The 19,944-nt window shown below is 67.6% G+C and carries 19 protein-coding genes; 9 read left to right on the top strand and 10 right to left on the bottom strand.

The window, feature by feature from the left end:
• Window positions 1-61: 61 nt before the first annotated feature.
• The 4 genes from ACFYRU_RS04455 to ACFYRU_RS04440 form a co-directional block, all read right to left on the bottom strand.
• Window positions 62-901: a carbohydrate ABC transporter permease gene (locus ACFYRU_RS04455; protein ID WP_387652861.1), complete on the bottom strand. Its 840-nt coding sequence runs from the start codon at window positions 899-901 to the stop codon at window positions 62-64.
• Complete coding sequence (locus tag ACFYRU_RS04450) at window positions 894-1,859, bottom strand: carbohydrate ABC transporter permease (RefSeq protein WP_387652859.1); 966 nt, start codon at window positions 1,857-1,859, stop codon at window positions 894-896. The genes ACFYRU_RS04455 and ACFYRU_RS04450 overlap by 8 nt, the downstream gene beginning before the upstream one ends.
• A 2-nt stretch (window positions 1,860-1,861) precedes the next feature.
• Complete coding sequence (locus tag ACFYRU_RS04445) at window positions 1,862-3,175, bottom strand: ABC transporter substrate-binding protein (RefSeq protein WP_387652857.1); 1,314 nt, start codon at window positions 3,173-3,175, stop codon at window positions 1,862-1,864.
• A 556-nt stretch (window positions 3,176-3,731) separates the two neighbouring features.
• On the bottom strand, window positions 3,732-4,802 hold the full coding sequence (locus ACFYRU_RS04440) for a LacI family DNA-binding transcriptional regulator (RefSeq protein WP_387652855.1): 1,071 nt from the start codon (window positions 4,800-4,802) through the stop codon (window positions 3,732-3,734).
• Between the two features lie 107 nt (window positions 4,803-4,909).
• Between ACFYRU_RS04440 and ACFYRU_RS04435 the strand changes: the two genes are divergently transcribed.
• Window positions 4,910-6,466: an acyltransferase gene (locus tag ACFYRU_RS04435; protein WP_387652853.1), complete on the top strand. Its 1,557-nt coding sequence runs from the start codon at window positions 4,910-4,912 to the stop codon at window positions 6,464-6,466.
• Here ACFYRU_RS04435 and ACFYRU_RS04430 read toward each other — a convergent pair.
• Window positions 6,453-7,553, bottom strand: a complete 1,101-nt coding sequence (locus tag ACFYRU_RS04430) for a response regulator transcription factor (protein ID WP_387652851.1) — start codon at window positions 7,551-7,553, stop codon at window positions 6,453-6,455. The two genes, ACFYRU_RS04435 and ACFYRU_RS04430, sit on opposite strands and share 14 nt — an antisense overlap.
• Before the next feature lie 89 nt (window positions 7,554-7,642).
• Between ACFYRU_RS04430 and ACFYRU_RS04425 the strand changes: the two genes are divergently transcribed.
• The gene (locus ACFYRU_RS04425) at window positions 7,643-8,938 is read left to right on the top strand and encodes an FAD-binding oxidoreductase (protein WP_387652849.1); all 1,296 of its coding nucleotides are present in this window, start codon (window positions 7,643-7,645) and stop codon (window positions 8,936-8,938) included.
• 100 nt (window positions 8,939-9,038) lie between these two features.
• Window positions 9,039-10,136, top strand: a complete 1,098-nt coding sequence (locus ACFYRU_RS04420; RefSeq protein ID WP_387652847.1) for a hypothetical protein — start codon at window positions 9,039-9,041, stop codon at window positions 10,134-10,136.
• On the opposite strand, the gene ACFYRU_RS04415 is transcribed toward ACFYRU_RS04420, so the two are convergent.
• Both ACFYRU_RS04415 and ACFYRU_RS04410 read right to left on the bottom strand, forming a co-directional pair.
• Entirely contained in the window at window positions 10,072-11,352 is a 1,281-nt protein-coding gene (locus ACFYRU_RS04415) for an MFS transporter (protein WP_387652845.1), read from the bottom strand. The genes ACFYRU_RS04420 and ACFYRU_RS04415 overlap by 65 nt on opposite strands.
• Window positions 11,349-11,942 carry an ArsR/SmtB family transcription factor gene (locus tag ACFYRU_RS04410; protein WP_387652843.1) on the bottom strand — a complete coding sequence of 198 codons (594 nt, stop codon included), beginning with the start codon at window positions 11,940-11,942 and terminating at the stop codon, window positions 11,349-11,351. Before ACFYRU_RS04410 ends, ACFYRU_RS04415 begins: the two co-directional genes overlap by 4 nt.
• Before the next feature lie 162 nt (window positions 11,943-12,104).
• Here ACFYRU_RS04410 and ACFYRU_RS04405 point away from each other — a divergent pair, with 162 nt between their 5' ends.
• The 4 genes from ACFYRU_RS04405 (at window position 12,105) to ACFYRU_RS04390 (ending at window position 14,235) form a co-directional block, all read left to right on the top strand.
• Window positions 12,105-12,512 carry a hypothetical protein gene (locus ACFYRU_RS04405; RefSeq protein ID WP_387652842.1) on the top strand — a complete coding sequence of 136 codons (408 nt, stop codon included), beginning with the start codon at window positions 12,105-12,107 and terminating at the stop codon, window positions 12,510-12,512.
• A gap of 439 nt (window positions 12,513-12,951) precedes the next feature.
• Complete coding sequence (locus tag ACFYRU_RS04400; RefSeq protein WP_387652840.1) at window positions 12,952-13,467, top strand: hypothetical protein; 516 nt, start codon at window positions 12,952-12,954, stop codon at window positions 13,465-13,467.
• A 5-nt stretch (window positions 13,468-13,472) separates the two neighbouring features.
• Window positions 13,473-13,778: a hypothetical protein gene (locus ACFYRU_RS04395; protein WP_387652839.1), complete on the top strand. Its 306-nt coding sequence runs from the start codon at window positions 13,473-13,475 to the stop codon at window positions 13,776-13,778.
• A 211-nt stretch (window positions 13,779-13,989) separates the two neighbouring features.
• Window positions 13,990-14,235 (top strand): hypothetical protein, encoded by a 246-nt coding sequence (locus tag ACFYRU_RS04390; RefSeq protein WP_387652838.1) that lies wholly within the window; start codon window positions 13,990-13,992, stop codon window positions 14,233-14,235.
• A 15-nt stretch (window positions 14,236-14,250) separates the two neighbouring features.
• On the opposite strand, the gene ACFYRU_RS04385 is transcribed toward ACFYRU_RS04390, so the two are convergent.
• Window positions 14,251-14,475 carry a type II toxin-antitoxin system Phd/YefM family antitoxin gene (locus ACFYRU_RS04385; RefSeq protein WP_387652837.1) on the bottom strand — a complete coding sequence of 75 codons (225 nt, stop codon included), beginning with the start codon at window positions 14,473-14,475 and terminating at the stop codon, window positions 14,251-14,253.
• A 740-nt stretch (window positions 14,476-15,215) separates the two neighbouring features.
• Here ACFYRU_RS04385 and ACFYRU_RS04380 point away from each other — a divergent pair.
• Window positions 15,216-16,604 (top strand): class I SAM-dependent methyltransferase, encoded by a 1,389-nt coding sequence (locus tag ACFYRU_RS04380; protein WP_387652835.1) that lies wholly within the window; start codon window positions 15,216-15,218, stop codon window positions 16,602-16,604.
• Window positions 16,601-17,764 carry a hypothetical protein gene (locus ACFYRU_RS04375; protein WP_387652834.1) on the top strand — a complete coding sequence of 388 codons (1,164 nt, stop codon included), beginning with the start codon at window positions 16,601-16,603 and terminating at the stop codon, window positions 17,762-17,764. The genes ACFYRU_RS04380 and ACFYRU_RS04375 overlap by 4 nt, the downstream gene beginning before the upstream one ends.
• Window positions 17,765-17,815: 51 nt before the next feature.
• Here the strand turns inward: ACFYRU_RS04375 and serC are convergent, their stop codons facing one another.
• Both serC and ACFYRU_RS04365 read right to left on the bottom strand, forming a co-directional pair.
• Window positions 17,816-18,943, bottom strand: a complete 1,128-nt coding sequence (gene serC, locus ACFYRU_RS04370; protein WP_387658010.1) for a phosphoserine transaminase — start codon at window positions 18,941-18,943, stop codon at window positions 17,816-17,818.
• A 94-nt stretch (window positions 18,944-19,037) separates the two neighbouring features.
• Entirely contained in the window at window positions 19,038-19,886 is an 849-nt protein-coding gene (locus tag ACFYRU_RS04365; protein WP_387652832.1) for a phytanoyl-CoA dioxygenase family protein, read from the bottom strand.
• Window positions 19,887-19,944 lie beyond the last annotated feature (58 nt).

Genomic DNA, 19,944 nt, shown 5'->3' with positions numbered 1-19,944 from the left:
GTGATCGTGGCCGGGTGCTCGACGCGAGCACCCGGCGTGTAGCCCTCGAAGTACATGCGTCCTATTTGACCGCGCCGGCGGTTACGCCGGCGACGAAGTGTCGTTGTGCCAGGAGGAAGCCGATGACGACCGGGACGCTGACCACCAGTGCGGCGGCCATGATCTGGTTCCAGTAGATGTTGGTCTGGGTGGAGTACTGGCGTAGCCCGACCGAGAGCGTCCGGTTGGCCTCAGTTGTCATGACAGAGGCGAACAGCACCTCACCCCACGCGGTCATGAACGAGTAGATCGCGACCGCGATCACCCCGGGACGTGCAGCAGGCAGTACTACCCGCCACAGCGCACCCATCGGACCACACCCGTCCACGAGCGCGGCCTCGTCCAGCTCACGCGGGATGCTGTCGAAGTACCCGGCCAGCATCCAGATCGAGAACGGCAGGCTGAACGTCAGGTACGTGATGATCAACCCGAGCCGCGTCCCGACCAGCTGCAACCCGAACGAGTTGTTGATGTTCACGAAGATCAGGAACAACGGCAGCAGGAACAGCACACCGGGAAACATCTGCGTCGACAGAACGGTCGTGGTGAACACGGTCCGCCCACGGAACCGGAACCGCGACACCGCGAACGCGGCGAGAATCGCGATCGCCACCGAGAATACCGTCGCGGACACGGACACGATCGTGGAGTTCACGAAGTACTTCGCCAGCGGCACGGTCTTCCACATGTCCACGAACGGCGCCAGTGTCAGGTTCGACGGCCACCAAGTGAACGCACCTTGCACGTCCTTCAACGGTTTCAGCGACGACGTCGCCATCACATACAAGGGGATCAAAACGAACAGCCCGAGCACGACCAGCACGACACCGCGGTAGATCTTGAAACCTCGGGTCTCACGCACGACGCGACCTCCTTCCGGTGACGAGCAGGTACGCGCCCGTGACGATCATGAGGAAGATCAGCAGCAGTACGGACATCGCCGCACCGGTGCCGAAGTTCCAGGTCAGGAACGACGCGTTGTAGATGTGGAACGTGATCAGGTCACCGGCCGGTGGCTGCGCCGTACCGAACAGCACGTACGGCGTGTTGAAGTCGCTGAACGTCCACAGGAACAGCACAAGCACCAATACGAGGTTCACCGGACGCAGTGACGGCAGGGTGATGTTGCGCCACTGCCGGATGTTGCCGGCGCCGTCCACCGACGCGGCCTCGTACAGGTCCCGCGGAATGCTCTGCATACCGGCCATGAGTGTGAGGAACGCGAACGTCCACAGCTTCCACCCGGCCACCGTGATCAGCGAGATCAGCGCGTTGCCACCGATCAGCCAGAACGTCTTGCCGTCGCTGAGGTGCAGCTGGTTCAGCACGTGGTTCACCGCGCCGGTGTCGCGCTGCAGCATGAAGTTCCACGTCAGGATGCCCGCGTACGCCGGGAGTGCGTACGGCACCAGGAACAGCGTCCGTACGATGCCACGCCCGCGGAACTCTGGCTGCAACGCGACCGCCGCGGCCATCCCCAGGACCCACGAGAAGGCCACCGTGATCAGCGAGAACGCGACGGTGACTCCGAAGGACTTCAGCAGTCCCTGCCCGACCGCATTGTCGAAGTCGAGCGCGACCTTGTAGTTGTTCAGCCCCGCGCCGGGCGCGGCGGACCAGTTCGCGATGAAGAACTTGGTCAGTTTCACGAAGCTCATCCAGATCCCGACCAGCATCGGGATGATGTGGATGAGCAGTTCCAGCAGTACCGCCGGGGCCAGCAGTGCGTACGGCAACCACCGGTTCAGCCCGGGCCGGTGCTCGGGGCGGCCCCGGCGCTTGGTCTGCGCCGGAGCCGCGGTTTCGGTTGCGACGGCCATCGTCAGCTGCTCGCCGCCACCTGGTCTTCAGCGGTCTTGAGGGCCGCCTTCACGTCGTCGGCGGTCACCGTGCCGCCGGTCGCGATCTTGGCGAACATCGAGTTCATCGCCTTGCCGACGGTGCTCTCGAACTGGTCCTCGGCCGGTACCAGCGGCAGCGGCTTGGACTTGGTGTTGTAGACGTCCTGGAAGGTCGCGGCCTCGGCGGCGTCGGTGGTGAAGTTCGGCTTCGCGTCCTTCAGTACCGGCAGCGCGGCGAACGGCTTGTCCAGCGTGCTCTGCGTGGTCGCATCGGTCATGTACTTGACGAACTTGAGCGCCGCGTCCTTGTGCTTGGTGTTCTTGAACACCGACAGGTTGATGCCCGCGACGTGGCTGGCGACCTGCTCGCCGCCGGCCGGTGCCGGGAACGGTACGACGCCGTACTCGCCGGCCTTCATGCCGTTGGCGACGATCGAGGAGTCGGCGTTGTTCTGGTTGATCACCATCGCGACCTTCTTCGTCGCGAAGTCGTTCACCGACTTGGTGCCGTTGTCGTACTGCGCGTTCGACGGGTTCGCGACCTTGTCCTTCTGCATCAGGTCGAGGTACCGCAGGACGCCCTGCACGTTGCCGTCACCGGTGAAGGTCGGCTTGCCTTCGCCGTTGAACCAGTCGGCCTTGTTCTGCGCGGCGTTGATGAACGCGAAGTGCACGTTCTCGGTGTAGCTGCCGGCTGCCAGCGCCATGCCCCACTGCTTGCCCGGGACGGTCAGCTTCTTCGCGTCGGTGACCATCTCCTCCCAGGTCTTCGGCGGCTGCAGGCCGGCCGCGGCGAACATCGCCTTGTTGTAGTACAGGCCGTACGCCAGACCGTAGAGCGGGACCGAGGTCGGGTCGGTACCTTCCTTGCCGCCGGTCGCCAGAGCCGTCGGCACGAACTTGTCCTTGCCGCCGATCGCGGTCATCGCGTCGCCGTCGAACGGCAGGAACGCGTCGGTGGCCTGCAGCGAGGCCGCCCAGGTGTTGCCGATGTTGACCACGTCCGGCGCCTGGCCGGAGGTGATCGCGGTCTGGATCCGGGTCTGCAGGTCGTTCCAGCCGATCACCTCGAGGTTGACCTTGATCCCGGTCTCGTCGGTGAACTTCTTCAGGACCGGGGTCAGCACCTCCTTGTCGTTGTCGAGGCTGGTGCCCTGGTTGCTGGCCCAGTAGGTCAGCGTCTGGTCCCCGGAACTGCCGCCGGAGGTGTCGTTCTTGTCGCCACCACCACAGGCGGCGAGGCTGATTCCCATGGCGGTCGCAGCCACCGCGGCTACAAGCGAACGCAGTCTCACGTCGGACTCCTCGTCCCGTCTCGAGCCCCCGCGGACCTGCGGGGGCGGATCGGGCCCATCCTGACCTAACCGGTTAAGTTTCGAAACCCTAACCGGTTCAGTAGAACCCCCTTCGTTACGAGGATGTGATCTGGGGTTAGCGTCGTGCAGTCCCGCAGAACTCCCGCATCCGGAGCTCGTCCACCCCGCCCCCGCCCCGGGTGAAGTTCGCGCACCCGAACCGCGCCCCGGGCGGAGTCGCCCGCCCCGAATCCCGCTCCCGCTCCGGGTGGAGTTCGCGCACCCCGAACCGCGCCGCGGGCGGAGCCGCCCACCCGAATCCCGCCCCCGCGCCGGGTGGAGTTCGCGCACCCTGAACCGCGCCGCGGCGGAGTCGCCCACCCCGAATCCCGCTCCCGCGCCGGGTGGAGTTCGCGCACCCCGAACCGCGCCGCGGCGGAGTCGCCCACCCCGAATCCCGCCCCTGCGCCGGGTGGAGTTCGCGCACCCCGAACCGCGCCGCGGCGGAGTCGCCCGCCCCCCAACCCGCCCCGAGCGGAGCGAGGGGCGGGGGTTTTCAGCTTCTGGCGGGGCCGGAGGACTCTCGGGTGCGGAGTTCGCCTGGGGGTGCTTCTTCGTGCGGGGCGGTGTTGCCGGTGACGATCCGGAGCAGCAGGTCGGCGGCCGCGCGGCCGCGTTCCATCGTCTTCTGGTCGACCGCGGTGATCCCGGGACGGGCGAGCTCGCACAGCGGCGAGTCGTCCCACGCCAGCACCGACACCTCGCCCGGCACCGCCGTACCGAGTTCCGTCGCGACCCGCAGCGCCGCGACCGCCATCAGGTCGTTCCCGAGCACGATCGCGGTCGGCGGGTTCGGCCCGGTCAGCAGCCGGCGGGTCAGCTCGGCGCCGTCGTCGTACCGGTAGCTGCCTTCGACGTGCCGTACGGCGATCCCGCGCCGCCGGGCGTACTCGCGCAGTGTCTGGACCCGCAGCCGCTCGTGGATGAACGTGAACGGCCCGCTGACGTGCGCGATGTCCGTGTGCCCGAGTTCGAGCAGGTGGTCGAGCAGCAGTTCGACCGTCTCGGTCGGGGAGCTGATCAGCCGTCCGACCGTGTCGTCCGGTTCGTTCGAGCTGACCACCACACACGGGATCCCGAGCTCCTTCAGCAGCGGGATCCGCTGGTCGTCCTCGAGCTCGTCGAACAGGATGAACCCGTCGACGCGACCTTGACGTGACCAGCGCCGCAGTACGTCGAGGTCCTCGCCGTGCTCGCCGGTCAGCCGCAGCAGCAGCGAGGAGTCGACCTCGTTCAAGTACTGCTCGATGCCGACCAGCGTGCGCATGTAGAACGCCTCGGTGGAGATCAGCGTCGGGTCCCGCGCGATCACGATCCCGATCGTGCGGGTGCGGCTCGCGGACAGCGCGACGGCCGCGGAGTTCGGGTGGAAACCCAGCTCCTCAGCCAGGTCCAGGACCCGTTGGCGGGTCTCCTCGCTGACCCCGGCGCGACCGTTCAGGGCGTACGAGACCGAAGCCTTCGAGATGTGCAGCCGGCGGGCGAGGTCGCTGATCGTGACCCGATGGGTGCGGCGCGTACTGCCGGCCGGACCGTCGTCGTCCGGCACCGATCCGCTCGTGGTCATCGCCCGGCCACCCCTCGCGCAGACGGAAAAGTGTTCATGTCAGACGGGAGGTTAGCAGCGGCTTTCCGGGACTAGCCTGAGCGACAGGATTTGGATAGCGTTTTCCCATGCCTTCTCACGAGCCGTTGCGGCTGGATTTCCTGCCCTGGGAGTACAAGCGGACGGCGTCCAGGGCCGAACGCGAGCGGCAGGCCGAACGGCAGGCGCGCCTCGGCGGGTCGGTCGAGCTCGCGGACGACGTGTACGTCGCCGAGTCGGCCGCGGTGTACTGCGACGAGCTCCGGATGGGGGAGCGTTCGTACATCGCCGCGCACGCCTACGTCACCGGCCGGATCAGCCTCGGCGCCGACTCCACGATCAACCCGTTCTCCGCGGTCCGGGGTGAGGTGACGATCGGCGACGGCGTCCGGATCGGCGCGCACACGTCGCTGCTCGCGTTCAACCACGGCACCGCGCCGGGTGAGCCGATCTTCAAGCAGCCGCACACCTCGCTCGGCATCACGATCGGCGACGACGTCTGGATCGGCTCGAACGTCACGATCCTCGACGGCGTGACGGTCGGCCCACACACGATCATCGGCGCGGGTGCGGTCGTCACGAAGGACATCCCGGCGAACTCGGTGGCGGCCGGCAACCCCGCGCGTATTCTCCGCTCACGGACAGGAGCATCCATGTCAGGTGACCTCAGCACGGCGCTGGCCGAGTTCGCGGCGAAGGCCCGCGGCCAGGTGGACGACATACTCGCACGCTGCTGGGACGGCTCGCGTTTCGTCGATCGGCCCGGCCTCGAGCACGCGCCGGAGATCCGGCCGTGGTGCGACGCGATCGAGATCGCGGACCTGCTGGTACGCCGTACGCCGGCCGGTCATTCCCGCGACGACCTCGTCCGCGTCCTGCGCTCTGAGGCAGGCGAAATCACTGTGCTGGAAGGCCCTACGAGCTATCACGTACTGTGTGTCGGCTACGCGTTGCAGTTGCTCGACAGCAGCTTCGCCTCGCCGATCGACACCTCGTTCGAGCTGGCCGAGCTCGACAAGTTGCCCTGGGCAAGAAGAGCCTGGTCGGCCGGGTCCGGGATCGATGCGCTCGGTACGGCGCTCGCCCTGCAGGATGGCGGTGATCCGGGGCAACTCGAGCTGCTGATGGGCTGGTTGCTCACGCGGGTCGATCCGGCGACCGGGATGTGGGGTACGCCGCATCCGGACGACGGGTTGCTGCAGGTCGTGAACGGCTTCTACCGCCTGACCCGCGGTACGTACGCCCAGTTCGGCCTGCCGCTGCCGTACCCGGAACAGGCCGTCGCCACAGTGCTTGCCCACAGCAACGACAAGCGGATGTTCAGCGGCGACAACTACAACGCCTGCAACGTTCTCGACGTCATCCATCCACTCTGGTTGGCCCGCAAGCAGACGTCGCACGGCGAGGCCGAAGGGCGCCGTTGGGCCGAGCAGCAACTGCGCGCGATCCTGCCCCGCTGGGTCGACGGGGAGGGGTTCGCGTTCGCGCCGGACGGTACCGACGACCGCGCGATCCCCGGCCTGCAAGGCACGGAGATGTGGCTGGCGATCATCTGGCTGCTGTCCGACTACCTGGGCGTGTCCGACGCGCTCGGGTACCGCCCGCGCGGCGTACACCGGCCGGAGCCGCTGGTCAGCCTTCGCTGAACCATCCGTCCGCACCGACGTCCTGGCCGAGCCGCCCCGCGTAGTGGTCGAAGAACAGCCGTGACGTCAGCTCACCGCGTGACGACACACCCACCTTGTCGAACACGGCTTTGACATGGTCCTGCACGGTGTACGGAGACAGGTGCAGGCGCCGTGCGATCTCGTTCGTGCCGGCGCCGCTCAGTACCTGCTGTACGACGGTCTGCTCGCGCTCGGTCAGTCCGTACGCTGCGACGATCAGCGGGATCACCGCGGCCACACCAGCCGGTTCGATCGTCACGGCGATGTCCTGCTTGAGGCCGTGCGGCCCACGGACCTGTGCGGCGTGAACAGTCAGCCACTGCCCGGATCGGCTACGCAGGCGCATTCGCGGTACCTGCGTGGCCAATCCAGGTACGCCGCGGGCAGCCGACACCACGATGGCGACTGCCACGGGCAGCCGGTCCCAGACCGCGCCGCCAAGGTCGGCGATCCGTTCCTCGGCAGCCGGTGTCGCCGACACGATCCGGTCGGCAGCGTCGACGATCACCACGGCCGCACCGCTGTCCTGCCGCTCGACTTCCGCGGTGATCAGCCCGCGTCGCAGTCCGCGGGTCAGTACAGGCTCCAGCCGGTGCATGAACCCTGCCTCGGCCGGTGAGAACCCGGTCCGGCCCAGCTCGCGGTAGATCGTGTAGAAGCCCCACATCCGGCCGTTCGACCGCATCGTGCCGCGCATCTCGTGGCGCAGACCGGCGTTCGCCACCATGTCGCGGTGCCGGGCACTGAGCTCCGGCCGGCCGCCGGTGGCCTCGTCCAGGATGCTGACGCCGATGTCGCGCTGCGCGAGCTCCGAGAACCTGTTGATGTCCGGTGCGCCGTACTCGTGCTGTACGAACGCGACCTCGTCCGCGCCGTGCAGACCGGTCTTGACCCGGCCGGTGAGCAGACTGGTCGCAGGGTCGGCCGGTCCGAGACAGATGCCGTCGTTGGGGATGGCCCGCTCCAGCAGTTCGATCGCTGTCAGGCCGAAGTCCTCCCAGGACAGGCCGGCCGCCGCGGCCGCCTCGATCCCGGCCCGCGCGGACTCCGCGTGGTAGGTCTTCACCTTGCCAGTGTGGCCCTGCTGCGGGTCTGTCGGGCATCCCTGAAACCAGGGGTACCGGTACGGGCCGGTTTGGCAGGATGGTGGTGACCATGCTCGAAGACTTGCGGCAGGTACTGACCGGACGGCTCGTGACACCGGAGGACCCGGACTGGGAACACGTCCGGCGTGGGTGGAACCTCTCGGTCGACCAGCAACCGTCAGCGGTAGTGGTGGCAGCAGGGCCGAGCGACGTGGAGCACACGGTGGCGTACGCCGGTGCGCACGGGTTGAAGGTGGCGCCGCAGGCAGGTGGTCACGGTGCGACCCGGGCGTTGGACGGGACGATCGTCGTACGCACAGACGCGCTGGACGACATCTGGATCGACTCGGAGGCCCAGGTGGCGCGTCTTGGCGCCGGTGTGCGCTGGGGCGCGGTGCAGACGGCGCTTGACGGTACGGGACTCACCGGACTGCCTGGTTCTACCGGGAACGTCTCCGTGGCCGGGTTCTGTACAAGTGGCGGGTTCTCCTGGTTCTCCCGGCCCTACGGGAGCGGTGCGGCGAGCCTGCGGGCCGCGGAGATCGTCGACGCGACCGGGGAGCGTCGATGGATCGACGACACGTCCGACGCCGACCTCATGTGGGCGCTGCGTGGCGGCGGTGGGAACTTCGGCGTGGTGACTGCGCTGGAGATCGATCTGCATCCGGCGCCGGCGATCAGCGGGGCGCGGTTGATGTTCCCGATCGAACAGGCCGAGTCCGTTTTGACGGCGTACGCGAAGGCCACGCAGGAGGCGGCGGCGCAGGTGACGTTGTGGGCGTACCTGATCCACTTGCCCGACGGGTCGTACTGCATGATCGACGGGATGGCGCCGTACCAGCCGGAAGCGTTGGAAGCGGCCCTGTCGACCATCAGGGCAGCTGGCACACCGGTGAGCGACACCGTGCAGTCACTGCAGCCCAGTGGCGTAGGAGAGCTCAACTCGGTGCCGGCGCCACCACAGGCACTGTCGCTGATCACCAGCACGTTCGACGAGCTCACACCGGATCTGATCTGCACCTTGCTCGAGTACTGCGGTCAGCCGTCGTTGATCTTCCAGGTGCAGATACGTCACCTGAGGGCTAGTACTGACGCCGCACGTCCTGGTGTGGCGTCGGCTGACCCGGCAGCGCAGTACATGCTGCTGGCTGTGTCTCTCGTGCAAGGGCCGGAGGCGACCGCCGCGCTGCAGAAGTTCCAGGAGGCCCTGACTCCGTGGCACGCCGGTGACATGCCGTCGACTGGCCTGTCTGCTTGGGGCTCGTTGGAGGACTGCTACAGCCCGGCGGACCTGGCTCGGTTGCGGGAGATCAAGCAGCGGGTGGACCCCGATGACACGTTCGTGGGGAACTTCCGCCTACCCTGACCACGTGGACCCCCGCACGCGCCGACTGGTGACCTCCCTCGTACTGGCTGCCCTGGTCGTCATCGTCGTCGTGGCAGCCTTCCTCCGGTAACGTCCGCGTATGACCACCTCCGCCGGTGAACGTTCGTCGTACCTGATGCGGGCCGGGATGGTCCGGAACGTGCGGTCCGGGGAGCACCTGACGACGTTCGTGGTGTCCGGGGTGGCGACCGTACTGATCACCCGGCTGGTCCTAAGCCTGAGCGGGTACCCGCAGATCGGTGGCAAGGGCCTGCACATCGCGCATGTGCTGCCGGGCGGTCTGCTGATGTTCATCGCGATCTCGCTGCTGCTCGGGTACGTCGGCCCAGTGGTGCGGCCGGCTGCCGCGACGATCGGCGGGATCGGGTTCGGGCTGTTCATCGACGAGGTGGGGAAGTTCGTCACCTCGGACAACAACTACTTCTACAAGCCGACCGCAGCGATCGTGTACATCGTCTTCGTACTGATCGTGCTGGGCTTCCGCTTCCTCACGACCAGGCGTCCGATCGATCCGCGGGAGGAGCTGGCCAACGTCATCGACCACGCCGTCGAGGGCGTCGCGGGCGGACTGTCGCGCCGGCGCCGGGCGGAGGCGTCGGAGCTGCTGCGCACCGTACCGCGGGAGGTGGAGGGACGGCGCGAGACCGCCGACCTACTGGCCGCCTGCCCGCCGGACGAGGTCGAGCTGGCCGCGCCGGTGGACGCGGCGTGGCAGGCGATCCAGCGCGGGTTCGAACGGCTCGCCACGCACCCGAAGGCGCCGACGGTCGCGGTCGGCGTACTGGCCGTTCAGGTGGTGGGTGAGCTCGTCATCGCCGCCGTCCTGGGCGACGGGCTGAACCACCTCCCGGTGCTCGGCGTGACCGCGGGGAGCTTGCTGTCGGCAACCTTCACGGTGCGCGGCGCACTGGCGCTGCGGAAGGGCAACCGCGCCCGGGCGGTCCGGCTGTTCGAGCTGGCGGTACTGGTGTCGTTGCTGATGACCCAGGTCTTCCAGTTCGCCGCCACGCAGTTCGCGGCGGCCGGTGGCATGCTGCTGGACCTGGTGATGCTGGGGCTGCTACGGGCGGAGCGGGAGCGCATGCGTACCGCGCTGGACGCTGCCGCGAAGGCTAAGACGCGCCCACTGCCTCCCGAGCCGGAGCTGTTTCCTGAGGACCCGTCGGATCCGGTGTAGCTTTCCAGTTCTCGTGACGGCCGATCAGCACTGGTGACATGGTCGCGATCAGGTAGATGGCGCCACCTGCCAGCAGTGCCGGCGCCAGACCGATGCCTGTGATGGCCGCACCGGCGACAACACCTCCCAGCGGTACGCCGGTCCAGCAGGCCGCGTTCGACAACGAGTTGACCCGGCCGAGCAGGTGGCTGGGGATCCGCTCGACGCGGATCGCTCCGAGTACGGGGTTGATGAAGCCCGCGCCGATGCCGCCGACGGCGTACACCGCCATCAGCGCCCAGACCGGCGCGTCGGTCGCCATCGCGATGAACCGCGGCGCCCCTGCGATCAGGAACGCGACGGTGAAGACGAGCTTGCGCGGGATGCGGTCGCCGATCGCCGACGCAAGCAGGGCGAACGCGGTAGCGGTCACACCGAAGGACGTGAGGATCAGGCTCGTGTGGCCGGGGCCGTAGCCGTGTTCCCTGATCCAGACTGGCAGCAGTACGGTGCTGGTCGCCGCGTCGAGCAGGTTGGTGACGGCGATCATCGCTACCAGTGGCAGCAGCAGGCGGTCCGTGCGGAGGAAGTTCCACCCTTCCAGCAGCCTGCGGCCGTACGGGTCCTCGTTGCTGGCTGTCTGTTTCTCTTGCTTAGGGATCCAGCGGGCGATCAGTACGGCGCAGACGCCGAACGACGCAGCGTCGATCCAGAGCGCGTTGACCGATCCGACCAGGGTGATCAGTCCGCCGGCGATCGCGTACGCAAAGAACCCGGCCAGGCGCTCGGTCGTACTCTCCAGCCCTGTCACCCGTTCGAGCGGGACCCTGGCCGCTCGGGCGATGTCGGGGATCAAGGTTTCCTTGGCGGAATCACCCGGTCCTCGGAGCGAGCCGGCGATCGCCACCAGCACCAGCAGCGTTGGGAAGTGCAATAGGCCGAGGGTGTGCAGGAGCGGTACGAGCGCGACGACGCCGGTGCTGGCGGTGTCGGCCAGGACGCTGATCCGTCGTGCGCCGACCTTGTCGATGAGTGGGCCGCCTACGGCCTTCACGATGACCAGCGGCGCCATCTCGGCGAGTGCGACGAGGCCTGTCTTTACAGGGGATCCAGTGGTGATCAGTACGAACCAGGGGATGGCAATCGCGCTGACCTTGGTGCCGCAGATCGACACCACGTTCGCTACCAGGAACGCGACCAGCGGGGCGCGGTTCTTGTTTTCCTTTGCGGCTGTCATCGTCCTGGCCGGGTTTCGCGCGGGAAGGCCTGGATCTGCACGGTGACCTGCTCGGCGCCCTCCGGCAGGGGAGCGGTCAGGTCGTCCGTCTTGTACTTCTCGAGCACCGCCATGACCTCATGCATCATCGCGTCCAGCTGATCGGCCCGCAGATGGAAGAAGTAGTCCGACAGCACACTGGCGTCCCGCCAGTCCTCAGGCATCGTCTGCATCGCGTCGATGAACCCGAAGATGTTCTGCGCGTACGTCTGCCCGACCCCGTGCAAGAACCCCAGCGCCAACTCGGGCTCCTGCTCCAGCAGCTCCGCCTTGTTGAACTCGGTCCCCTGATGCGCCGACTTCCACCACCGGTCGCGAGCGTTCCCCCGGCTGTCGTCCTCAACAACCAGCCCCGCCTCCGCCAACTGCCGCAGGTGATAACTGGTCGCCCCGGTATTCACCCCGAGCCGGTCCGCCAGCGAGGTCGCCGTCTGCGGCCCGTACACCCGCAGCAACCCCAGGATCCGATTCCGCATCGGATGCGCCAACGCCCGCACCAACTCCCGATCCAACCGAACCGTACGCGCCCGCTCCCCGCCCTCATCGCTCATGCCCCCAACCATAAAACCCCAAAGCCTCTTTGCAAAGACTTTTTGCAAACAAGTTCTGCGATCGGTTGTCCACAGATCCGAACAGCCGTCGCGGAAGAGGGCCGAACCGGGCATCTTCTCTGTCGACCACAGGTCCGTACCGATGAAAGTGAGAACCCGAAGATGATGCGAGTGATGCTCGACGAGGCCGACTACTGCGACGTCCCCGCCGACCTGATGACCTTCGACGACGGCGCAGTGATCTTCTGGCAGAAGGGCGAAGAAGTAGGCCGCCACCGCCAGTCCCGAATCCGCTCCCTGGAACCCATCAACCCCAACTCGATGACCCGCCGAATCCAGAAGGCCCGCCGAACCGCCCCCAACGCCTTCCGCCGCTGGACCCCCGAAGACGAACAAACCCTCATCGAGGGCTTCCACAACGGCACCCCCTACCTAGACCTGGCCGAAACCCTCGGCCGCCAGGAAGGCGGCATCATCAGCCGCCTGAGAGACCTAGGCTTCCTGGACGAAGACGCCAACCCAACCACCCCCGACCCAGAAGAAGACCCCACCGACCCACCCCAAACCTGACCCACCCAGAAAGGCCGCCGCCTCGTCCGCCGGTCTTCGTACAAGCCAGCGTGGTTGCCGGGCTATGGGAGCGGCGACTGTTCTGTTGGCCGCCTTCGGCGGCGCGCGGCAAGGTGCTGATACGTGCAGGCGCTGGCGAAGCAGATGCTCACCCCGTGGGAGCTGCTGGAAAGGCCGCCGCCTCGTGCACTGGTTGTTCGTGAACGTCCGGTGGTCGCCGGGCTGATGGGGCGGCGACTGTCTATTGGCCGCCTTCGGCGGCACGCGGGAGGTAGTCCGGGTGGTGGCGCTGGCGAAGCCGAAGGTCGTTCGAGGCGCGGGTGGAGAGGCTGCCTCGTGCGCATGTCTGTCGTAGACGTGAGGTTGCTTGCGGTGGCGCGAACGAATGTGTGGCCAGCTGTCTCGACAGCGCGACGTAGGTGCCTCTGAGACGCAGCACGTGGACGACCACCATCAAGAAGGGGCCGAAGCCTCGCTGCTGGAAATACAGACGGTGAACGACAGGCATCCAGTGTTCAACGGCGTGCCGCAGCTACAGGAGTCAGGGAGCGTTACAGATTTCCGGAGATTTGCAGGTTGTTGCAGTTTGGTGGCGGCGATGGATTGGTGGTTGATACATTCCCGTCGGCGCGGATGCACCCCTGAGATCGATCCGCCGGTTCCGTCGGAGATCAGCGATCCCGTGGATGTCGGGCATGCGGGGATCCACCAGTTCCCTGAGATTTCAGCCGGCAAGAGCGAGTTCTTTGGCGACGTAAATCTCGGCGCGCTCTCCAGAACGGAAGGTGTAGAGGGCGTCCTGCAGGGCAATGGTAATTTCCGCTATGTATTGCGGGGCACAGGCGACATTGGTGTTGACCGAACGACAGGACTTCCGACGGACATCTATACTGTGATACGGCGTCCCAATGGATCGGTGGTCACCATGTTCCCCGGCACCAGCCCGAGGAGTTGATCGCGATGGCTGTCAGGATCGAGCTTTGGATCGAAGGTCGCCTTGTCAACGGGGCTGAGCAGTGGTGGGACGACATCGAGGCCTCCCTCCCGGACGTCGAATGGAAAGCACGGTTCCCGATGCTCAGCCGCGTGGATCCCTATGGCGTCGTGTCGTTCGAGCGAAAGGAGATGGACGCTCTAGGGGCCGACGTTCGGCGGTTCTTGCCCCAAGCTCCGGAGCGCGTTCGACCCTTCTTGCAGAGGCTCGCGGACCTGTGCGACGAAGGCCGCCTTGGCAAGGTATCGGAGCTGCGCTTTCTGGGCGACTGAGCTCACCACCGCTTGGTCGCCAGATGATGGCCATCTGCACCAGGCACACCGCCGTGCTTCTCGAAGGGGGCCCAGCCCTGTCATGAGAGTCTCATGAAGCAGGCGCCCCATGCGTTCACCATCAATGGTCGGGTTCATGGTGAAGTGAAAGATGCGGTGATGTCTCCGGGGCGAGTTGGTTCGGCAGCGGTTGGGGTTGCTTGATGGGGTGGTGCGGTACTCGTTGAGCCTTTGGAGGCTGCCTGAGGCGTCGGGTTGGGGGCACTACGTCGTGGGGCGGGCGGGCGGTGGGACGGAGAGGCCGCCGGTTGAGGTTGTCATTCCGTGGGATCGCTATGAGGTGCGGGTGTCGTCGTTCGAGGTGTTCTCGGCGGTGGAGGCCGCCGAGGTGTTCGGGGAGTACTACGAGACCGGCTGGGTTTCTGGGGCCTTTAACCTGCGGCCGCTCGACCTGTGAACTGTGCGGTCACAGTCAGGTCTGGTCGATGAGGTCGCGGTCTGTCGTCCAGTCAGTGTCGGGGTGGGGCCGTAGAGCGGTGGCTACTTCGTCGAAGGGTCGCCAAGGGCCCGGCTTCACCGGGCCGAGGGTGGCTGCTGGGCGGCCGGCGATGGTGATGGTCAGCTGCTCGCCGGCCTCGGCGCGGCGGAGTAGCTCGCAGGTGCGTTGCTGGAGTTCGCGGACGTCCACGGTGGCCATGCCCTAAGGGTCGCAGGTGTTGTCGAGCTCGGGATCCACGTCCGGCGAGGCAGGCGGACCGGGCCGGGCCGGGCTGCGCGTTTCGGCCCGGGCTCGGAGCAGTCCGCGTCGCGCTGGGGTCTGGCAGCTCCGCGTCTGCACGGGTCTGGGAGCTTCGTCCCGGGGGCTGGCGGTCGCGCCCCGGCGCAGGATCAGGGACTGCTGGTTCTGCTCGGGGTGGCGGTGCGTCGGGCTGGTCGGCACGGAGTCCGGGAGCTGCGTGACGGCAAGGGTTCCGGGAGCTGCCTGTCCGCGCGGGGTCTGGGAGCTGTACTCCGCCGGGGTATCTCGAAGCTTCGCCCAGCTCGCCGTCCAGGAGCTTCGTCGCGGCGGGCGTCTGAGGGTTGTGCCTCGGCGCGGGTTGTGGAGGCTGCGGGGCTACGCAGGGTCTGTCAGAGGCGGCGTGGACGGGTGGGTGGCATGGGTCTGGTGAGGTCGTGGGGGTGGTTGGGTGACGGGTGGTTTGGGGGTGGTGACGGGGAGTGGGCGAGACCCTTTTGTGATGTGGGGTGGGGGTCGGGGACAATGGCGCGGTGCGAGCACAGGTGCGGTTGGGCGAGTCGGCGGGACCGGAGGGGGCCGGGGCGCGGGCTGTGGTGCGGGCTGCGCTGGTGGAGCGGGATGGGTTGGTGCGGGGGGTTGGGTCGGGGCGGCGGCGGGGGAGTGGGGCGCCGGGGTACCTGCGGGTTGAGGTCAGGTATGTGGATTTGAAGGGGGAGCGGCACCTTCAGGTCACGGAGTTTGATGAGCGGCAGGCTCATACGCGGAACGTGCCGGATGGCGACGTCGAGAAGGTTGTCGATGAGCTGTTGGACGCCGGGTACGGGTCGTGGCATGTGGAGACGACTACCGAGACGTTGCGGCTGCGGTACACGAAGAAGGGTAAGGAGCTGCTGCATCGGCAGGACGATGCGCGGGAGCAGGAGACCAGCCACGATCGGGTGAAGCAGCGGGTGCTGGATCCGGCGGCGCCGTTCTTGATCGAGCTGGGGATCAGTGACCACCAGGGGCGGGTGAAGCCGTCGCGGCAGGCGAAGTACAAGCAGATCGAGGAGTTCTGCAAGCTCCTCGCGCCGGCGATCGACGAGGCAGTCGCCGCTGGTCGGATCGCCGCCGTGAGCGGGTCACCGGGTGGAGTCGAGCGTGCGTCCGAGGGAGTCGGGGGCGAGGTCGGCGAGCGTGAGGGGTCGGGTGCCAGCGAGCGTCAAGCCGAGGACGGCAGCCAGCGTCAAGCCGAGGGTGGCAGCGAGCGTCAAGCCGAGGGCGGCGAGCGCCGGTCCGAGAGAAGCTCGGGCGAGGCCGAGGCTCACGAGTGCGAGGGTGCGGGCGGCAGCGAGCGACAGGTCGGGGGTGGCGGTGAGCGTCAGGGCGGGGGTGGCGGTGGGCGCGAGGTCGCGGGCGGTGGTGAGGGTCGCGCCGGGGGGCGGCTTGGGCGGGTGTTGGAGGTTGTTGATCTTGGGTGTGGGAACGCTTATTTGACGTTGGCGGCGTACCACTTGCTGACTGAGCGTGGGTATGGCGTGCGGATGACTGGTATTGACCAGAATCCGGCGGCGCGGACGCGGAACACTCGGGTGGTCGAGGCGTTGGGGTGGGAGGGGCAGCTGCGGTTCTTGGATGCGACTATCCAGGGGGCGGAGCTGGACGTGCAGCCCGACGTTGTGTTGGCGCTGCATGCTTGTGATACCGCCACCGATGACGCGCTCGCGCGGGCCGTCGGGTGGGGCGCTGCGCTGGTGCTGGCGGCTCCGTGCTGTCATCACGACATCCAAAAGCAGCTGAAGAGCGTCACACCACCGGCGCCTTATGCGCTGATGACGAGATATGGCATCGTTCGTGAGCGGTTCGCCGACGTACTGACGGACTCCCTGCGGGCGGCGGTGCTCCGACAGGTCGGTTACCGGGTGGAGGTCGTGCAGTTCGTGGACAGTCAGCACACGCCGCGCAATCTGCTGCTCCGCGCTGCGCGGACCGGTGCCAAGCCGACCGCGGAGCTGCGGGCCGAGTACCAGGCGATGGTCACCGAATGGCAGGTGACGCCGCGGCTGGCGCAGCTCCTGCTCCCCCGAGGTGCTGAGGTGGTTTCGTGAGACAGCTCCGGACGGTGGTCGCCCTGCTGGGCGCGACGCTCTTCGCCCTGGCAGGGGTGGCGCTGCCGGCCTCGGCCGGTGGCACCGCGGAGGCCGGTAGCACCGCGCAGGCCGGTGGCACCGCGCAGGCCAGTAGCACCGCGCAGGCCAGTAGCACCGCGGACCCGGCGCCGAAGAAGCTGTTCTCGATCAAGGACGACCGGATCCGGAAGCCGACCGGGCTGGTCCGGAGCACTAAGCACCAGGGCACGTACTGGGCCGTGAGCAGCTCCGGGGACACCGGGCGGGTGTTCGCGCTGGACGCGACCGGCCAGGTGCAGGCGGTGTTCCGGTTCGGCGCGAAGGTGAAGGATGTCGAGGCGCTCGGCATAGACCGGAACGGCACGCTGTACATCGCCGACATCGGCGACAGCCAGGGGAGCCGGGACCAGATCGAGATCTACACGATCCCGGAGCCGGAGAGCCTGCAGGACTCGGCCAACGTGAAGTACCACCAGTACGACTTCAAGTATCCCGACGGTGCGCACGACGCCGAGACGCTGCTGGTCGATCCGGAGACCAGCCAGCTGTACGTCGTGACGAAGTCGTCCAAGGGTGCCGGCAGCATCTACTCGGCGCCGGCCTCGCCGACGCGCCAGGGTACCAACGACCTCACCAAGCTCGCGCCGGCACCGACCGGTGTGATCACCGACGGGACGTTCCTCCCGGACGGCCAGCAAGTCGTACTGCGGACCAAGACGGACCTCACGACCGTGGCCTGGGGCGACAACCCGAACGCGGTCGCCCGCAGTGCCGCGCTGCCCGGTGAAGGCGACAGCGTCGCGCTCGGCGGCGCCGACGGCACCGTGGTGTTCGGGGCCGACGGGGCCAGCCCGGGCATCTACGAGCTGGCGGTGCCGGCGAAGGCGACCACCGGCGGTACGAAGACGCCCTCGGCCAGCGCGACGCCGAAGCCTGCGACGACGTCCGACAGTACGAACGACAGCTCCGGCAAGAGCCACAACCTGCGCTGGATCATCATCGGTGCGGCCCTGTTCGCGCTGATCATCACGATCTTCACGTTCCCGCCCGGCCGCCGCGAGCGCCGGGATCGCCAGGCCGAGAACGACCGCCTCACCGGCCAGTCCCCGCCGACCCCCCACCGCCGGCAGCACTCATGAGAAGAGCCGCCGTCCCCACGAGGGGACGGCGGCTGCCAAGCCGGACAAGAACTACTTCAGGTTCTCCACCACGTAGTCGATGGCCTGGGTGAGTTTTTCGACGTCGTCGGGGTCGACGGCCGGGAACATCGCTACCCGGAGTTGGTTGCGGCCGAGCTTGCGGTACGGCTCGGTGTCGACGATGCCGTTCGCGCGCAGCGTCTTCGCGACCGCGGCCGCGTCGATCGAGTCGTCCAGGTCGATGGTGCCGACGACCAGCGAGCGGGCGTCCGGGTCGGTGACGTACGGCGTCGCGTACTCGGACTTCTCGGCCCACGTGTACAGCCGGTTGCTGGAGTCCGTCGTCCGGGCGACGCTCCACTCCAGGCCGCCCTGGCTGTTGATCCAGTCGGTCTGCTCGGCCATCAGGAACAGCGTGGCGAGCGAGGGCGTGTTGTACGTCTGGTTCTTCGACGAGTTGTCGACCGCAGTCGCCAGGTCCAGGAATGCCGGGATCCAGCGGCCGGACGCGGCGATCTCCTCGACGCGCGCGAGTGCCGCCGGGCTCATCAGCGCGATCCACAGCCCGCCGTCGGACGCGAAGCCCTTCTGGGGCGCGAAGTAGTACACGTCGGCCTCGTTCAGGTCGACCGGCAGACCGGCCGCCCCGGAGGTGGCGTCGATGGCGACCAGCGCGCCCTCGTCGGCGCCCTCGACCCGCTTGACCGGGGCCATCACGCCGGTGGAGGTCTCGTTGTGCGGCCACGCGTACACGTCGACACCGGCCTCCGCGACCGCGACCGGGCGGGTGCCCGGGTCGGCCTTCACGATCGTCGGCTCGCCGAGGTGCGGGGCCTGCTGGGCGGCCTTGGCGAACTTCGAGGAGAACTCACCGAAGCTCAGGTGCTGGCTCTTCTCCCGGATCAGCCCGAACGTCGCGACGTCCCAGAACGCGGTCGAACCGCCGTTGCCGAGCACGACCTGGTACCCGTCGGGCAGCTGGAACAGCTCGGCCACGCCCTCCTGGACCCGCTTCACCAGGTTCTTCACCGGCGCCTGCCGGTGCGAGGTGCCGAGCAGCTTGGCGCCCTCGGTCGCCAGCGCGGCGACAGCCTCGGGACGAACCTTGGACGGACCCGCGCCGAAGCGGCCGTCAACGGGCTTGAGCTCTGCAGGAATCTGAATTTCGCTGGTCACCAGCGCGTTCCCTTCGTCGTCTGCATCCAGAAAGCCGACGACGCTGTCAGCGCGATCTATCCTCGCACACCCCGCCCAACCGACACGCCGGGGTGTCTCATTCGTGCTTGCGGGTGATCGTCTCGGTCCCGGTCAGTACGGCGACCGGCCCGTCCGGGGTGTCGGTCCACTCACCGCAGGCGCCGCCGCCCTCGGCAACCTCCAGCACCAGCTCGGTCCCGTCCATCCGCAGCGCCGGGTGGTAGTACTGCGCGACCCGCTCCGCCTCGCCCTGGATGTAGTGCCCGATCAGCGCCCGCCGGAAGCGGTCGGTCGTCACGTTCGGGTTGCTGCCGTGCACCAGCGCGCCGTGGAAGAACAGCACGTCCCCGGGCTCCATCTCGATCGGTACGGCGGCCTCGGCCGGCGGCAGCGGTACGGTCACGTCGGTGAAGCTGATCGTGGTGTCGGCCTTCTCCGTGCAGAGGATCGGCCAGCGGTGCGAGCCGGGTACGACCTCGAGGCAACCGTTCGCGACGTCGACCTGGTCGAGCGCCATCCAGGCCGCGACACACGTACCGGGGTCGGCCTTCAGGTAGAAGTTGTCCTGGTGCAGCGCCTGCCCGCGGGAGCCGGCGGGCTTGAAGTAGACCATCGTCTGGACCGCGTACGGCGACCTGCCGAGCAGGGCTGTCAATACCTCGTCGATGCGCGGGTCGATCATCCACTGGAGCGACGCGTCGTCCCAGCGGTGCATCTGCGCCATCCGCGGGTAGCGCTTCAACGGGTCCCGTTCGGTCGATTTGAGGCCCGCGAAGTCGTGCGAGCGCGGCCCGTGCTGCCGGACGTCCATGTAGTGGTCGCGCAGCCGCTCGGCCTCGTCGGTGGAGAACAGCCCGCGGACCAGCGTGTACCCGGTCTGCTCGAACTCTTCCCGCAGAGTGAGAGTGTTGGATGAAACGCTCATGCCCGGCTCCTCTAGAATTCGGTCGAGTTCTATTTTCCAGATCAGCAAGGCTGGAAAC

Origin of the sequence: Kribbella sp. NPDC004536 (assembly GCF_042873835.1) — a bacterium.
GTDB lineage: Bacteria > Actinomycetota > Actinomycetes > Propionibacteriales > Kribbellaceae > Kribbella.
This window is presented reverse-complemented; position numbering and strand designations above follow the sequence as displayed.

Excerpts from the sequence above, each read along its gene's own strand:
- ACFYRU_RS04450 (WP_387652859.1), bottom strand. The coding sequence starts at position 1,859 with ATGGCCGTCGCAACCGAAACCGCGGCTCCGGCGCAGACCAAGCGCCGG.
- ACFYRU_RS04440 (WP_387652855.1), bottom strand. The coding sequence starts at position 4,802 with ATGACCACGAGCGGATCGGTGCCGGACGACGACGGTCCGGCCGGCAGT.
- ACFYRU_RS04435 (WP_387652853.1), top strand. The coding sequence starts at position 4,910 with ATGCCTTCTCACGAGCCGTTGCGGCTGGATTTCCTGCCCTGGGAGTAC.
- ACFYRU_RS04425 (WP_387652849.1), top strand. The coding sequence starts at position 7,643 with ATGCTCGAAGACTTGCGGCAGGTACTGACCGGACGGCTCGTGACACCG.
- ACFYRU_RS04420 (WP_387652847.1), top strand. The coding sequence starts at position 9,039 with ATGACCACCTCCGCCGGTGAACGTTCGTCGTACCTGATGCGGGCCGGG.
- ACFYRU_RS04415 (WP_387652845.1), bottom strand. The coding sequence starts at position 11,352 with ATGACAGCCGCAAAGGAAAACAAGAACCGCGCCCCGCTGGTCGCGTTC.
- ACFYRU_RS04410 (WP_387652843.1), bottom strand. The coding sequence starts at position 11,942 with ATGAGCGATGAGGGCGGGGAGCGGGCGCGTACGGTTCGGTTGGATCGG.
- ACFYRU_RS04405 (WP_387652842.1), top strand. The coding sequence starts at position 12,105 with ATGATGCGAGTGATGCTCGACGAGGCCGACTACTGCGACGTCCCCGCC.
- ACFYRU_RS04395 (WP_387652839.1), top strand. The coding sequence starts at position 13,473 with ATGGCTGTCAGGATCGAGCTTTGGATCGAAGGTCGCCTTGTCAACGGG.
- ACFYRU_RS04385 (WP_387652837.1), bottom strand. The coding sequence starts at position 14,475 with ATGGCCACCGTGGACGTCCGCGAACTCCAGCAACGCACCTGCGAGCTA.
- ACFYRU_RS04365 (WP_387652832.1), bottom strand. The coding sequence starts at position 19,886 with ATGAGCGTTTCATCCAACACTCTCACTCTGCGGGAAGAGTTCGAGCAG.